The sequence below is a fragment of the Aureimonas sp. SK2 genome (genome assembly GCF_029813115.1).
GTDB lineage: Bacteria > Pseudomonadota > Alphaproteobacteria > Rhizobiales > Rhizobiaceae > Aureimonas.
This window is the reverse complement of the sequence record NZ_JAPZDS010000003.1, coordinates 134,455-148,292: the sequence shown is the minus strand read 5'-3', so window position 1 is coordinate 148,292 and position 13,838 is coordinate 134,455. Positions and strand designations below refer to the sequence as shown.

Annotated in this window: 14 protein-coding genes and 2 tRNA genes; 7 read left to right on the top strand and 9 right to left on the bottom strand. The window is 66.3% G+C overall.

Annotation, left to right across the window (positions count from 1 at the left end; genetic code table 11):
* Positions 1-35 precede the first annotated feature (35 nt).
* Positions 36-1,130, bottom strand: a complete 1,095-nt coding sequence (locus O5O54_RS05470) for a D-Ala-D-Ala carboxypeptidase family metallohydrolase (protein WP_279479686.1) — start codon at positions 1,128-1,130, stop codon at positions 36-38.
* Between the two features lie 199 nt (positions 1,131-1,329).
* The gene (locus tag O5O54_RS05465; protein ID WP_279479684.1) at positions 1,330-1,770 is read right to left on the bottom strand and encodes a VOC family protein; all 441 of its coding nucleotides are present in this window, start codon (positions 1,768-1,770) and stop codon (positions 1,330-1,332) included.
* A 330-nt stretch (positions 1,771-2,100) separates the two neighbouring features.
* Here O5O54_RS05465 and O5O54_RS05460 point away from each other — a divergent pair, with 330 nt between their 5' ends.
* The 6 genes from O5O54_RS05460 (at position 2,101) to O5O54_RS05435 (ending at position 4,961) form a co-directional block, all read left to right on the top strand.
* Positions 2,101-2,676, top strand: a complete 576-nt coding sequence (locus O5O54_RS05460; RefSeq protein WP_279479682.1) for a cold-shock protein — start codon at positions 2,101-2,103, stop codon at positions 2,674-2,676.
* The gene (locus O5O54_RS05455) at positions 2,676-3,128 is read left to right on the top strand and encodes a DUF192 domain-containing protein (protein ID WP_279479681.1); all 453 of its coding nucleotides are present in this window, start codon (positions 2,676-2,678) and stop codon (positions 3,126-3,128) included. Before O5O54_RS05460 ends, O5O54_RS05455 begins: the two co-directional genes overlap by 1 nt.
* 112 nt (positions 3,129-3,240) lie before the next feature.
* A tRNA-Pro gene (locus O5O54_RS05450) sits at positions 3,241-3,317 on the top strand.
* A 44-nt stretch (positions 3,318-3,361) separates the two neighbouring features.
* On the top strand, positions 3,362-3,667 hold the full coding sequence (locus O5O54_RS05445) for an ETC complex I subunit (RefSeq protein ID WP_279479678.1): 306 nt from the start codon (positions 3,362-3,364) through the stop codon (positions 3,665-3,667).
* 18 nt (positions 3,668-3,685) lie between these two features.
* Positions 3,686-3,761, top strand: a tRNA-Arg gene (locus O5O54_RS05440).
* A 204-nt stretch (positions 3,762-3,965) separates the two neighbouring features.
* The gene (locus tag O5O54_RS05435) at positions 3,966-4,961 is read left to right on the top strand and encodes an ROK family protein (RefSeq protein ID WP_279479676.1); all 996 of its coding nucleotides are present in this window, start codon (positions 3,966-3,968) and stop codon (positions 4,959-4,961) included.
* Between the two features lie 33 nt (positions 4,962-4,994).
* Here O5O54_RS05435 and O5O54_RS05430 read toward each other — a convergent pair whose 3' ends face one another.
* Complete coding sequence (locus tag O5O54_RS05430) at positions 4,995-6,137, bottom strand: hybrid-cluster NAD(P)-dependent oxidoreductase (RefSeq protein WP_279479674.1); 1,143 nt, start codon at positions 6,135-6,137, stop codon at positions 4,995-4,997.
* A complete protein-coding gene (locus O5O54_RS05425) occupies positions 6,134-7,390 on the bottom strand; it encodes an aromatic ring-hydroxylating dioxygenase subunit alpha (RefSeq protein WP_279479672.1) in 1,257 nt (418 codons plus the stop codon). Before O5O54_RS05425 ends, O5O54_RS05430 begins: the two co-directional genes overlap by 4 nt.
* 136 nt (positions 7,391-7,526) lie before the next feature.
* Here O5O54_RS05425 and O5O54_RS05420 point away from each other — a divergent pair, with 136 nt between their 5' ends.
* Positions 7,527-8,489, top strand: coding sequence for a GlxA family transcriptional regulator (locus tag O5O54_RS05420; protein ID WP_279479670.1), 963 nt, complete (start codon positions 7,527-7,529; stop codon positions 8,487-8,489).
* Positions 8,490-8,492: 3 nt separating this feature from the next.
* On the opposite strand, the gene O5O54_RS05415 is transcribed toward O5O54_RS05420, so the two are convergent.
* The 5 genes from O5O54_RS05415 to O5O54_RS05395 all read right to left on the bottom strand — a co-directional run bounded on the left by O5O54_RS05415 (position 8,493) and on the right by O5O54_RS05395 (position 13,624).
* The gene (locus O5O54_RS05415; protein ID WP_279479668.1) at positions 8,493-8,999 is read right to left on the bottom strand and encodes a prolyl-tRNA synthetase associated domain-containing protein; all 507 of its coding nucleotides are present in this window, start codon (positions 8,997-8,999) and stop codon (positions 8,493-8,495) included.
* Between the two features lie 77 nt (positions 9,000-9,076).
* Entirely contained in the window at positions 9,077-10,159 is a 1,083-nt protein-coding gene (locus O5O54_RS05410) for a glycine betaine/L-proline ABC transporter ATP-binding protein (protein WP_279479666.1), read from the bottom strand.
* The gene (locus tag O5O54_RS05405; protein WP_279479664.1) at positions 10,152-11,039 is read right to left on the bottom strand and encodes a proline/glycine betaine ABC transporter permease; all 888 of its coding nucleotides are present in this window, start codon (positions 11,037-11,039) and stop codon (positions 10,152-10,154) included. Before O5O54_RS05405 ends, O5O54_RS05410 begins: the two co-directional genes overlap by 8 nt.
* 98 nt (positions 11,040-11,137) lie before the next feature.
* Positions 11,138-12,151, bottom strand: a complete 1,014-nt coding sequence (locus O5O54_RS05400) for an ABC transporter substrate-binding protein (protein WP_279479661.1) — start codon at positions 12,149-12,151, stop codon at positions 11,138-11,140.
* Positions 12,152-12,592: 441 nt separating this feature from the next.
* Positions 12,593-13,624, bottom strand: a complete 1,032-nt coding sequence (locus O5O54_RS05395; protein WP_279479920.1) for a GlxA family transcriptional regulator — start codon at positions 13,622-13,624, stop codon at positions 12,593-12,595.
* Positions 13,625-13,838: the final 214 nt, after the last annotated feature.

Below are 13,838 nucleotides of genomic sequence, written 5' to 3'. Positions count from 1 at the left end.
GGTTTCGGGCGGGGTTCGGTGACCCTGCGGATCCGTCAGGTGGACTGCCGGCGGCGGCAGGGCCAGTTCCAGTCGCGCATCTTGCCGACGTCGATGTGGATGGCCGCCGTGTGGCAATAGGTGCCGACACCGCCGCGGCCGGGCAGGGCGCGCACGAACCGGGCGACCTCCTGGCCATCGACGCCCGGCACGTGGAGATCGGCCGCCTTGCAGGCCATGTGCATCGAGGCCTTGGCGCCGTTCACGCGGCGATTGTGCGCGGGCGAGCGGAAGCCGGACGTGATCACGACGCGCTGCTTGAACCGCCGCTCGATCTGCCCGATCAGGTTCATCAGACTGCTGTCGAAGCAGTTGGTGACGACGTCCTCGCGCTGGATCATCAGGCCGCTCGGCGCCAGGCGCGCGATGCCCGACAGCGAGGCGAGCTGGTAGCTGCTGCCGATGTCGTCCATCAGCTCCGAATCGACGGAGGCCCGCTGCCCGATTTCGAAGAGCGACTTCGGATCGACGCCGGGGAGAGCGTTGTCGCTGGTGCCCGTCTCGTCGGACCGCTGGTGGACGACGACGCGTCCGCTCTTGCCGGCCTCGGCATTGCGCAGGGGCGTCTTCGCCTGGGACTGGTTGTAGAGCGAGGCGTAGAGGGAATGATCCGCCTCCACAGGCCTTTTCGATTCCGCGAAGGCGGCGACGCTCGGGTTGGACGCGCGGGTCAGGAAGCTTCCCGCCTTGATGCCGCCGGCGGACTCGCCGGTCAGGGCCGTCTGAGCGCTCGCCTGGCCGGGCTTCGCGGCGCTGTCCGCCTCGGCCACGCGCGCCGCGACGGCAGCGTCCGGCAGGGCCGCCACGGCCTTCGCCTCGCTGCCCGTGTCCTTGCCATCGGCGACGGAAGCTTCGGCGGTCTCGGTCTCCGCGCCTTCGCCGTCCGCCTTACCGGCCTTGGCGAGCGCCGCATCCTGTTCGATCGCATCCTCGACCGAACTGGGCTCTGGCGCCTGGGCGAAGCCGAAGGCGTTGGTGTCGTCCACCGCCGATACGCAACCCGCGAGGGCCAGCGGCAGCGATATGACGGTCGCGGCCAGGAGGCCCCTGCGCGCGGCGGCGCGGCGAATGGAGAAGAGATCTAGCGTCAATCGGTCGTCCACCCTCTCGACGACGAGGCGAAATGCCTGCCGTCCAAGTCATGACCGAGCGCCCATGCATGGGCGTTCGGCAGACTGCCGTCCTGTTCGCGCCCGCTTCCCCAGAGCGAGAGCCTCCGTGGAGGCCGATCCGCGAAAAGTGACTAACTCGTTACCACTGTGTCGTTTCCGAGGCGAGTCCGGTCTGCGGTCACCATGAACCGGTATTGGGCATCGAGGCCCACGGCTCGGCGGAAGCCTTCGCCTCGCCGCGCTGGAGGAGTTCGATGGAGATGTTGTCCGGCGACTTCACGAAAGCCATGCGCCCGTCGCGCGGCGGCCGGTTGATCGTGACGCCCCGCTCCATGAGGCGCTGGCACGTCTCGTAGATGTCGTCCACCTCGTAGGCGAGATGGCCGAAGTTGCGCCCGCCCGAATACTCCTCCGGGTCCCAGTTGTAGGTGAGTTCGAGGAGGGGGGCGGCCTCGGAGCGGCCGGTTCCCTCGTCGTCGCGCGCGGCCAGGAAGATCAGCGTGAAGCGGCCGCCCTGGCTCTCCGTGCGTCGGACCTCCACCATGCCCATCTTGTTGCAATAGAAGTCGAGCGACTGGTCGATGTCCGTGATGCGGGCCATCGTATGGAGATAACGCATGGAAAACTGCTCCGAACAGGGTTTGGAGGCGAACTAGGGGCCGGCGTCGGTCTGCCAATACGGCTAGGGTTTCCCAATGCCGAGTAGCGCGCCGAATTTTCGCCAGCCTTACGTCAATCGCGCCAGGCGCGCTTTTTTTTCGCGGAACGCGAAATTCCGAGCCTTCGAGGATTCCCAAACTCACCATTCAAACTATTCTGAAACCTCAGGTGATCGTTTGACGAATGGCATCGGATCGCGAATGCTGATGTGTCTCGCAGGAAATACGGAGCGATCGGTTCGGTGCCGGTCGCGGCGCGGGACACGGTGGCCGGCAAGGCGGAACGTTCGATGACAGCTCGTGCTCCCATCATGCCCGCCCCGGAGGCGGACGGCACGTCTCGGAGCCTGGACCTCGAGACGATCACCGGCCGCATCAAATGGTTCGATGTCGCCAAGGGTTTCGGCTTCATCGTTCCGGAAGGCGGAGGCGAGGACGTTCTCCTGCACGTGACCTGCCTGCGCCGCGATGGCTTCTCGACGGCTCTGGAAGGTGCGACCGTGGTCTGCGAAGTGCAGCGCGGAGAGCGTGGCCTCCAGGCGTTTCGGGTCCTCAGCATGGACACGACCACCGCCGTCGCGCCGACGCAGAGTTCGTCCGGCCGGACCCATGTGCAGGTTGTGCCGACCAGCGACCTCGAGCGCGCTTCTGTCAAATGGTTCAACCGCAGCAAGGGTTACGGCTTCATCTCGCGCGGCGAGGAGACGGAGGACATCTTCGTGCACATGGAAACGCTGCGGCGCTTCGGCATGGCGGAACTGCGTCCGGGCCAGGAAGTGCTGGTTCGGTTTGGTCAAGGCGAGAAGGGGCTGATGGCGGCGGAAATCCACCCCCTGTCCGGTCCGATCCGGCTGGGAACGCATTGATGAAGCGTCCGGTATTCAGAATCCTCGGCCTCGCGGCCGCGGCCGCGGCTTTCGTAGCGACGGCGGCCTGGGCCGAAGCGGAGACGGCCACACTTGTGACGGCGTCCGGCCGACATCCGATCGCGGTGGAGATCGCCGACACGCCGAAGGCGCGAGAGATCGGCCTCATGCACCGCGAGGAACTCGCTGCCGATTCGGGCATGCTGTTCGACTTCCACGAGACACGTCCTGTCAGCATGTGGATGAAGAACACGCTCATCCCCCTCGACATGCTGTTCATCGACAAGTCGGGCACGGTGGTGCGCATCGCGCGCAACGCGCAGCCGCATTCGCTGGAGACGATCTCCTCGGGCAAGCCCGTCCGCTACGTGTTGGAAATCAACGGTGGCGCGGCGGCCGGCTACGGCGCCAAGGCCGGCGACAAGCTGGAACATCCGGCGATCGGACGGTGAAAGCAAACCTTCGCCATGCCCGGCGAAAGCGCGCCCCGTGTGGTCGCGGCCGCATTGCGCCGCACGGGGGCATGGTCTAGAAGCCCTCCTGTTTCGGTTGTTTCCGATATGTCGGAGCGTAGCGCAGTCTGGTAGCGCATCTGGTTTGGGACCAGAGGGTCGCAGGTTCGAATCCTGCCGCTCCGACCATCTCGGGACGATCGACCAACATCGAACTCGGAGACGGCGCGAACATGGTGGCCCGCATCTATCGTCCGGCCCGCACGGCCATGCAGTCGGGCAAAGGACGCACCCGCGAATGGCTCTTCCTGTATGAGCCGGCGGATCCCAAGACGGTCGAGCCGCTGATGGGCTACACCTCGTCGCGCGACATGCGCTCGCAGATCCGTCTGTCCTTCGAGACCAAGGAACTCGCGATCGAATATGCCGAGCGCAACGGCATTCCGTATCGCGTCGAAGAGCAGCACATCGCCGGTCGCCCGAAAGTGTCCTATTCCGATAACTTCCGCTACGACCGCGCCCAGCCCTGGACGCACTGACCGCGCCATCACCGCGTTGGCCCCGTAGCTCAGTGGATAGAGCACCGGCCTTCTAAGCCGATGGTCGCAGGTTCGAATCCTGCCGGGGTCGCCATTCCGCCTCCTCACCGAGCGCAGCGCGCGATGAGAGCCGCACTACACGCGGCTGTGACCGGTGCAAGGGGAACCGGCGCGTAGCCGCCTTGATTCTCCCTCCATGCACGGGAAAATCGATTTTTCGCGGAAGTCGGCGCATGGTCGGGTCGAGCACGGCCGATGTCGGCTGCCGCTGGTCGAGGTCCGGAGCTACAGCCTGCCATTGCGCCAAGGCGAAGCCTTTATCGGCGATCTTGCCAGTGGATCGGAGTTCCGGCGGATCCTCAGCCGCGAACGCAAGAAGGTCCCGGCGGAGGACGAGCCGCCCTTCGGCTGGCAGCGCACCAAGGACATCGACGGAAACGATCTCGAGGCTGCGCTGACGGCCCGAGACGGCGAGGCCGAGGCGGTCGTGATCGAGCGTGCGCTGGACGCCTTCACCGACCATTTCGCCTCGGTGCTCCTGCGTTTCTTGGTGACGGATTCCTGGAAGGGCACGCGCCGGATCGTCTGCGGCGGGGGCTTGATGGAGGGCGAACTCGGCGCCGAACTGCTGCGGCGGGCGGACGAGCGTATGCGTCGACACCATCCCGACCTTGAGATGCGAAGGCTTCACCATCCGCCCGATGTCGCCGGGATGGTCGGGTGGGCCTATGCCGCACCGCGCGACGCCCTGGCACAGGGCGACGGGTTCGTGGCTGTCGATATCGGCGGGACCAACGTGCGCTGGGGCATCGTCCGGATCGATCGCACACCGGCGGAGCGCGACAGGCTGACCGTCGCGCATCACGAGAAGTGGTGCCACGCCGACGAGGATGTCGATCGCGAGCACATGGTGGGGCGGATCGCGGACGGTGTCGGATCGATGCGCGCCCTGGCCGCGGCGGACGGCATCCGGCTGGCGCCCTTCGTCGGCCTGTCCTGTCCGGGCGTCATCCGGCCCGAGGGTCGGCTGGAGAGCGGAGGCCAGAATCTGCCGGGCGACTGGAGCGAGAGCGGGTTCGACCTGCCCCACGAGGTTGCCGCGCGACTGGAACCGATTGAGGCGCGCGAGCCACTGGTGATGCTGCACAACGACGCGGTGATCCAGGCGCTCAGCGACGTTCCGCGGATGCGGGACGTCGAACGCTGGGCCGCCGTGACGCTCGGCACGGGTCTCGGGAACTGCAGCTTCCGCAACGTCCCGGGCGACCTCAAGTCCGGCGTGGCAGACGCTTGACGCCGCCGTTACCGGGATCCGACGATCGCCGGATCAGCGCTCCACGACGAGGTCGCTGGTCGGCTTGGAGCAACAAAGGAGCACCATGCCGGCGTCGATCTCGCGCTGGCGGATGCCGCCCTTGTGGTCCATCTCCACCGTGCCGGAAACCTTCTTAGATTTGCAGGTGCCGCACAGGCCCTGCGAGCAGGAGGAGGGCAGCCGCATGCCCGCCCGCTTGGCCGCTTCGAGGACGGTCATGTCGGCGGGCACGTCGATGGTCCGGCGGGTCTTCGAGAACTCCACCTTGTAGGTCTTGACCGGCGCCTCGGCCTCGGACTCGAGCTGTTCCTCCGCCTCGACCGCCTCGCTCTGTTCGCTTGCGGACAGGGTCTCGAAGTTGAAGCTCTCGTCGTGGTAGCGGGCCATGTCGTAGCCCGCCGCGGCCAGCATCTCGCGCACCGCCGCCATGTAGGGGGTGGGACCGCAGACGAAGACCTCCCGCTCCCGGAAGTCCGGCGCCACGAGATCGAGGATCTCGCGCGTCAGGAAGCCGCGCAGACCGGTGGACGGCGCGAGCGGCCCGACGTTCTGGACGATCGGCACGAAGCGGAACGCCGGGTTCACCCGGGCCATGGCCTCCAGCTCCTCGCGGAAGATGATGTCCGCCGGCGAGCGCGCCGAATGGATGAAGGTCACGTCCTCTTCGCGGCCGAGGTCGTGGAAGGTCCGCGCCATGGACATGACCGGCGTGATGCCGCTCCCGCCCGAGAGGAACAGATACTTGGCGGCGGGATGCGCGCTGGAGGTGAAGTCGCCCATCGGCCCGGCGGCGCGAAGTCGCATGCCGGGCTTGAAGCTGTCGTGCAGCCAGTTGGAGACCGGCCCGCCCGGCACGCGCTTGACGGTCAGCGCGATGCGGTCGGGCCGCGTCGGCGCCGAGGAGATCGTGTAGCAGCGATAGATCGTCTCGCCGCCGATCTCGAAGGCGTAGGTCATGAACTGGCCCGGCTGGTATCGGAACCGGCCCGGCTCGGCGGGGGCGAGCACGAACGTCTTCACGTCGTGGGTCTCGTCCCGAACCGCCTGGCAAATCAGGATGTCGTCCGTCTCGCCGGTCCAGATGGCCTCGGCCGGCTCGAAGGCGGAGGGGGGGGGTCCGTTCGTGCCGGCCCCGTCGGTAGCCGTAGCGCTCATTTGGCGAGATGGTCCGACATGCGGGCGATGTACCAGCGAATGAACTTCTCGACGAGCATCTCGGTGTTAGGCGAGTAGGGGCCGGGTTCGTAAGCGGGGCTCAGCGCGCCCTGCTGGCACATTTCGACGAGCGCCGCGTCCTGGGCGTTGGTCGCGGTCCAGACCTCGATCAGTCGGTCGATCTCGTAGTCGACGCCCTCGACCGCGTCCTTGTTGACCAGCCACTTGGTGCGCACCAGCGTGCGACCCTCGTCCAGCGGCAACACCGAGAAGGTGACGATGTGGTCGCCAAGGAAATGGTGCCAGGAGTTCGGCTGCGTCCAGAAGGACAGACCGCCGAGCTTGGCGTTGCTGATCCGGCCTAGTGGAACGCGGCACGCGGCGCGCGTGTCCATCGTGTGGCTTTCGCCGTCGCCGTCCAGCGGCAGACGCTCGGTGCGGAAGCCGCTGACGCGCGTGTCGAGCTCCTCGATCTCTCGCGAGGGCAGGCCCATCTCCTCCCACTCGGCGTGGCTCTTCTGGCGCAGGGCTTCGTAGCGCCTTGCGTTCTCGAGGTCGATCGGGTCCATCTCCTCCGGCGAGAAGCCGAAGCCGTAGGCGAAGAGCGGGACCGTCAGCTCGGGGTGGTTGGCCTCGCAGTGGTAGCATTCCCGGTTGTTTTCCAGGGTCAGCTTCCAGTTGCCCGCCTCGATCAGATCGCTCTGGTAGGCGATCTTGGTGCCGCGAACGTTGTGGGGCGCGATATAGGGACCCATGCGGGCGGCGAGCTGGTCGAAGTCTTCCGGCGGCTCGTCGGCGAGGCAGACGAAGAGCAGACCTTCCAGCGACCGGAGGTTGACCGGCTTCAGGCCCTTGCAGGACGGGTCGAAGTCGGCGCCCATGTGGGGCGCGTGGACGAGACGCCCGTCGAGGCCGTAGGTCCAGGAGTGGTAGCGGCAGACGAGATTGCCGACGGTGGCCTTTTCGTCGTCGATCAGCCGCGCGCCGCGGTGTCGGCAGACGTTGAAGAAGGCGCGGACCTCGTTGTCGTCGTCGCGGATGATCAGGATCGACGCCTTGCCGATCTCCACGGTCATCACGTCGCCGGGCTCGGGCACGTCCGGCTCGACGCCGACATAGATCCAGTGACGATAGAAGATGGCTTCCATGTCGGCCTGGAAAATCTCCGGCGACGTGTAGAAGGGCGCGTCCAGGCTATGGCCGGGCTTGCGTCCGTGAACCAGCGCTTCCAGCGAATTCAACGTGTTCAGCATGACCGATCGCGCCTCCGCAAACGGGGCTCTTGAGAACCCCTGTAGACTGGAAGGATTCTTGTTTAGCGATCGCCTGTCTTGAAGCGTTGCGACAGCTATTTTAGATTTTCCGACATTGTTTCGGACAGGCGCCGCTGTGCACAGCAACTTCGATCCCTACGTCTTCGGCTTCCTGCTCACCGAGCACTTCTCGATGATCGCCTTCACGGCGGCGCTGGAGCCCCTGCGCCTTGCCAACCGGGCGGCGGGCCGCCATCTCTATGCCTGGCGGCTGTATTCGTCCGGCGGCCACGAGGCGGAGGCGTCCAACGGCGTACGTGTGCGGGTGGACGGCGCCTTCCGCGACGCTGCATCCGTCGATGCGGTCGTGGTGTGCGCGGGCGTCGACGTGCAGCGGATCGACCATCACGACCTGATCTCGGTGTTGCGCCGGCAGATTTCCTGCGGAGCATCGGCCGGAGCCGTCTGCACCGGCGCCTACGTGCTGGCCAAGGGCGGGCTGCTCGACGGCTACCGCTGCACGATCCACTGGGAAAACCGGCCGGGACTGCGCGCCGACTTCCCCGACCTTCAGGTCGGCGACGACCTGTTCGAGATCGACCGCGACCGCTTCACCTGCGCGGGCGGCGTCGCCGCGGCCGACATGATGCTGTCCCTGATCCGGCGCGAGCACGGGGAGGCGATCTCGCGGGCCGTTACCGCACAGCTCATCCACCAGCGCATTCGCGAAGCGGGCGAGCGCCAGCGACCGGATGTCGGCGAGCGGTCGGGAATCGCGCATCCAAAGCTTCTGCGCGTCGTGGAGATGATGGAGGCGTCCATCGACCGGCCGGCGGGGATCGACGAATTCGCGCGCGCGGTCGCTCTCTCGCCGCGTCAACTGGAACGGCTCTTCACCGAGCATCTCGGCGTTTCGCCGAGCCGTCACTACGTCAACATTCGGCTGGAGCACGCGCGCCAGCTCCTGAAGCAGACGCGGCTGTCGGTCCTCGACGTCGCCATGGCCAGCGGCTTCAACTCCGCGTCCTATTTCTCGCAGAGCTATCTCGACCGCTACGGCCACAGTCCGCGGGCCGAGCGGAAGGCACCGGCGGCCTGAAGCCTATTCGGCCCCGAGCGCGTCGAAGTCCACGATCTCGGGACGGTGGCCCGTGGCCTCGACCACCTTCAGGAGTTCCTTGCTCGTCAGCGACAGGGTGGACGTGTTGACGAGCGGATGAACCGTGATGCGCGGTTGCGCCAGCATGTCCTTCGCCAGGACGAGCTGCACGGCTTGCGCCTTGTCGGCGACCAGCGCCAGCGGGCTCACCGAACCCTGCTGAACGCCGAGCGCGTCCAGAAGTGTCTCGCCGCTGGCGAAGGAGAATTTCTTCGCGCCGACATGGGCTGCCAGGGCCTTCAGGTCGATCCGGCGATCGGTTGGAACGCAGACCAGCCACAACCCGCCCTTGGCGCCTTTCAGAAGAAGGTTCTTGGTGTGGACGCCCTCCAGCTTCTCCCAGAAGGGCAGGGCCTCCTCCACGGTGTGCACGGGCGGGTGGTCAATCGAAAACGGCTGAATGCCGAGCCGGGCGAACAAAGCGTCGAGGTCTGCGCGGGCGTCTGCCATGGGTCACCAAAAAAAGGCGCCGGGCGCGCACCCTGTGCCGCCCGGCGGAACAATGGGGAGAAGTCGGCTTTGCGCCCTCAGGGCGAGACCATCGCGGCGACGGCCTCGGCAAGGGTCAGCGTGCCGAGACGCGCGCCGCGGTCGTCGGTGACCACGATCAGGTTCTTTCCGGACTCGAGGAGGGTGGAAACGGCGGTCTCGAGGAGCGTGTTGGCGGGCAGCTCGATGCCGTCGGCATCGCTCGGCACCACAGAACTCGGCCACATGACCGAGGAAAGCTGGAGCACCTTGCCGCGGTTCACATGGCGCACGAACTCGACGATGTAGTCGTCGGCGGGCGACAGGACGATCTCCTGACCGGTGCCCTGCTGCACGATCTCGCCATCCCGCAGGATGGCGATCCGGTCGCCGAGGCGCAGCGCCTCGTCCAGGTCGTGGGTGATGAAGACGATGGTCTTCTTGATCTCCTTCTGAAGGTCCAGAAGGATCGACTGCATGTCGACGCGGATCAGCGGGTCGAGCGCCGAGAAGGCCTCGTCCATCAGAAGGATCGGCGCGTCGTTGACGAGCGCGCGGGCGAGGCCGACGCGCTGCTGCATACCGCCGGAGAGCTGGTGCGGATAGTGCTGCTCAAAGCCCGACAGGCCGACGCGCGCCAGCCAGTGCATGGCCGCCTCGACCTGCTTGGCGCGCGGCACGCCCTGCAGTTCCAGGCCGTAGACCGCGTTGTCGAGGACGGTTCGGTGCGGCAGGAGGCCGAACTGCTGGAACACCATCGCCGTCTGGTGGCGGCGGAATTCGCGCAGTTCCTTCGGCGACATCTTGCAGACGTCGACGCCGCCGACGAGAACCTCGCCGATGCTCGGATCGATCAGCCGGTTGATGTGGCGGATCAGCGTCGACTTGCCGGATCCGGACAGTCCCATGATGACCTGGATGCCGCCGGCGGGCATCGACATGTTGATGTCGTTGAGACCGAGGACGTGCCGGTGGACGTCCATGATCTCCTTCTTGCTGACGCCGCCCTTCAGGAGGGGGACGATCTTTTCCGGGTTCTTGCCGAAGATCTTGGACAGGCCGCGGATCTCGATGCCGGGCTCGGCGACCTTCGCGCTCGCGGCCGGCGCCGGGCGTCGGAACTGGGACGTGGTGTCAAGCATGCCCGTGCTCCTTGTGCCGTTGCAGGCGCTGGCCGAAGGCCTGGCTGATCCGGTCGAAGATGATCGCGATGCCGACGATGGCCAAGCCGTTGAAGATGCCCATCGTGAAGTACTGGTTGTTGATGGCGCGCAGAACCGGCTGGCCGAGGCCCTGGACGCCGATCATGGAGGCGATGACGACCATGGCGAGCGCCATCATGATGGTCTGGTTGATGCCGGTCATGATGGTCGGCATGGCCAGCGGCAGCTGCACGTTGACGAGCTTCTGCCAGGACGACGAGCCGAAGGCGTCCGAGGCTTCGAGCACCTCCTTGTTGACGAGGCGGATGCCGAGGTCGGTGAGGCGGATGATCGGCGGAATGGCGTAGATCACCACGGCGATCAGGCCGGGCACGCGGCCGATGCCCATGAGCATGACCACAGGGATGAGGTAGACGAAGCTCGGCAGCGTCTGCATCACGTCGAGGATGGGGCTGATGACGTTGCGGACGCGGTTGGAGCGCGCCATCGCGATGCCGATGGGAATTCCGACCACCAGCGAGATCAGGGTGCAGACGAGGATCATGGAGATCGTCCGCATCGTGTCTTCCCACATGTCGAAATAGCCGATCAGCAGGAGCACCACGACCGAGCCTATCACGATGGGCCAGCGGCGGCTGGCGACCCAGGCGAGCGCCGCGACCGCCAGGATGACCAGCGGCCAGGGGGCGCTGAGCATCACCCATTCCGCCCAAACGAGGAGCAGCCGCAGCGGCTCGAACAAGGCCTGGATCGGATCACCCCAGGCTCTCGTGAAGCTGCGGAACGCGTCGTCGATCGTCCCGCGAAGCATTCGCAGGCGGTTGTCGTCCATGTGTGGAAACGTCCACAGCCAGTCCATTGCGCTTCCCCTGTCCGAGTGGCTCGCTAGCGCTCGGTCGCCCCTGCGCGCCGTCCCGGAAGGGGCGCGCAGGAGGGAACCGAAGTCTTCGACTGCGCTTAGAGGGCGGCTTCGATCTTGGCGGCGGCCTCCGGGGTCACCCAGGCGCCCCAGACGTCCTTCTTGGTCTCGAGGAAGTGCTTGGCGCCGTCGTCGCCATTCGCCTGGTTGTCGGTCATCCAGGACAGAAGCTCGTTGACGGTGGCGTTGGACCAGGACCGCTTGCCGAGATAGGTCATGACCGGCTCGCCTGCGCGCTCGGCGAACTTGGCGGTCGTGACCGTCGCCACCTTGTCGGCGACCCAGTCGTTGATCTTCGGGTCCGGGCAGTCGGCGTTGGAGTTGCAGCGCTTCCACTCGGCGGCGTCGTGCGGCGCGTCGATGTTGAGCTTCACCATGGGATACCGGCCGAGAATGGCGGTCGGAGCCCAGTAGTAGCCGAGCCAGCCCTGCTTGTTCTCGTAGGCGCGGGCGATGGAGCCGTCGAGGCCGGCGGAGGAGCCGGTGTCCACGAGGTCGAAGCCCTTGCTGGCGGCGTCGTAGGCCTTGAAGAACTGCGCGGTCACGACCGTGCCGCCCCAGCCCTGCGGGCCGTTGAAGACGGCGCCCTTGCTCTTGTCCTCCGGGTTGGGAAACAGCTCAGGATGCTTCAGGGCGTCGGCGATGGTCTTGATGTCAGGGTGGGCGTCGGCGACGTATTGCGGGATCCACCAGCCCTGCTGAGCACCGTCCGACAGCGCCGGACCGACGGCCACGAGGGTCTTCTCCGAGAGACCGCGGTTGATGACCTCCGGCACCAGATCAACCCAACCCTCGGGAGCGATATCGGGCTGGCCGCGTTCGGCCATGGAGGTCAATGTCGGGACGGTGTCGCCGGAGATGATGGAGACCTTGCAGCCGTAGCCGTTCTCCAGAATGAACTTGTCGAGGCTGGCGAGGACCTCGGCGCTCTGCCAGTTCATGGCGGCGACGGTGACTTCGCTGCAGTCGCCCTGAGCCTGAGCATAGGCTGCGACGGAGCCGAGGGACGTAAGTCCGAGTGCGATGCACGTCGTCTTCACGATGCGATTCATGAGGCTTGTCTCCCACGGCGCGAGAACGAGGACCATCCGGCGGCGCCGTTTGCCGGATTTCCCCTTGTAAGAGCTCGGGCGAGCGCTGATTTCGTCCCATGCTCCTCGGTCGGTATCAAGAGCCCAACGGATCGAGCCCGGCATGCGATCGGGGCGTACCCGGCGGGGACGCGAACAGCGGGGCGGGCGGATAGGGGGTGAATGCGGCTGTTCCGCCCCCAAGCGCCGAGCCTGCCAGTTTGGAAAGATTATCGGCGGGGGGCCATTGAAATAGGACCAGTGCGACGCATGGCATGACGTTTCGCGACATCGAAGCATCGGTGATGGGCATGGCAAGATGCCTGCCGAAAGAATAGGCACGGGTGCGACACTTGCGCGAAGGTGCGGCGCACGCGCGATCTTCCCAGCTTGCTGCGTTGCGGAACTGCTGGGCTCCGAGCGTCAGGCCGCCTGCGTCTCGAAGGCCTGGTCGCCCGCCTCCAGTTGGGCCTGCCGACGAATCTCCTGCGGCGTGCTGCCGAACTTCTGGCGGAACATGCGGCTGAGATGGGAGGAGTCGCAGAAGCCGCACTCCACGGCGACGGTCGCGATCAGCTTGTCGGTGCTCTCGATCAGGTGCCGCGCGAAGGTGAGGCGGATCTGAAGGAAGGCCGCCTGGGGGGAGGCGCCCAGCGCAGACCGGAAATGCCGCTCCAACTGACGCTTGCTGTGACCCATCCGGCGGGCCAGCTCCGCCACCGACAGGGGCGTGTCGATATTCTGCTGCATCAGCAGAAGAGCCCGCATCACCATCGGGTCGCGGGTGGAAATGTCCATCGAGACGCCTGGCTGCGGCTTTTCCGGCCGCATGGCGTTGTCGATGATCATGATGTGGAGGCTCTTGCTCGCCTGCGCGCGCCCGACATGGCGCTCGACCAGATAGGCCGCAAGATGCGCCGAGATGGCACCGCCCGAACAGGTCAGCCGGTCGCCGTCGTCGATGAAGATCTGGTCCGAGACCGGGTTGAGCCCGTCGAACTGCTCCAAGAAGTCGGCATGGTGGAACCAGCTCACGCAGCAGCGGTAGCCGTTCATCAGCCCGGCCTTGTGCAGCAAGAAGCCGCCCGTGCAGACGCCGATCAGCTTGACGCCCGCGGCGGCGGCCTTGTTGAGATAGGCGACATAGCTCGCCTCCAGCCCGACGAGATCCTCCATCACGCCGCCGACCACGACGATGTAGTCGAACTTCGTCGGGTCCCCCAGGCGCTCGTTCGGGTGGACCGAGACGCCGCAGCTCGCGGGAACCGCGCTCATCGTGTCGGAAAGGACGCTCCAGGAGCACATGATCGGCCGGCTGCGGTCGCCCTCGTCGGCGGCGAGACGCAGGACGTCGACGAAATTGGCGAAGGCGCAGAGCGTGAAGCGTTTGGCGAGGATGAAGCCGACGGACAGCCGCGTTCCGTTCCGGCGGACCTTGAAGGCCGCCGACGGCATCGCGCTCGCGCGCCCCTCGCCATTCCTCAGGTCCATCGCACTCCCCTGCGGCGCCCGCTCCGGATCTCCTGTCGTAGTGCTAATCCGTGTTTGACGCAAACATTCTGTTCCAGGCCCATTCGCTGTCGCAATGCTACCCTCCGTGATCGAGATCAGCCCTCGACCCGCCGAGCGTCGGCACCGCCCGACGTCGCCCCGCTCGCCCTGTCGCCAT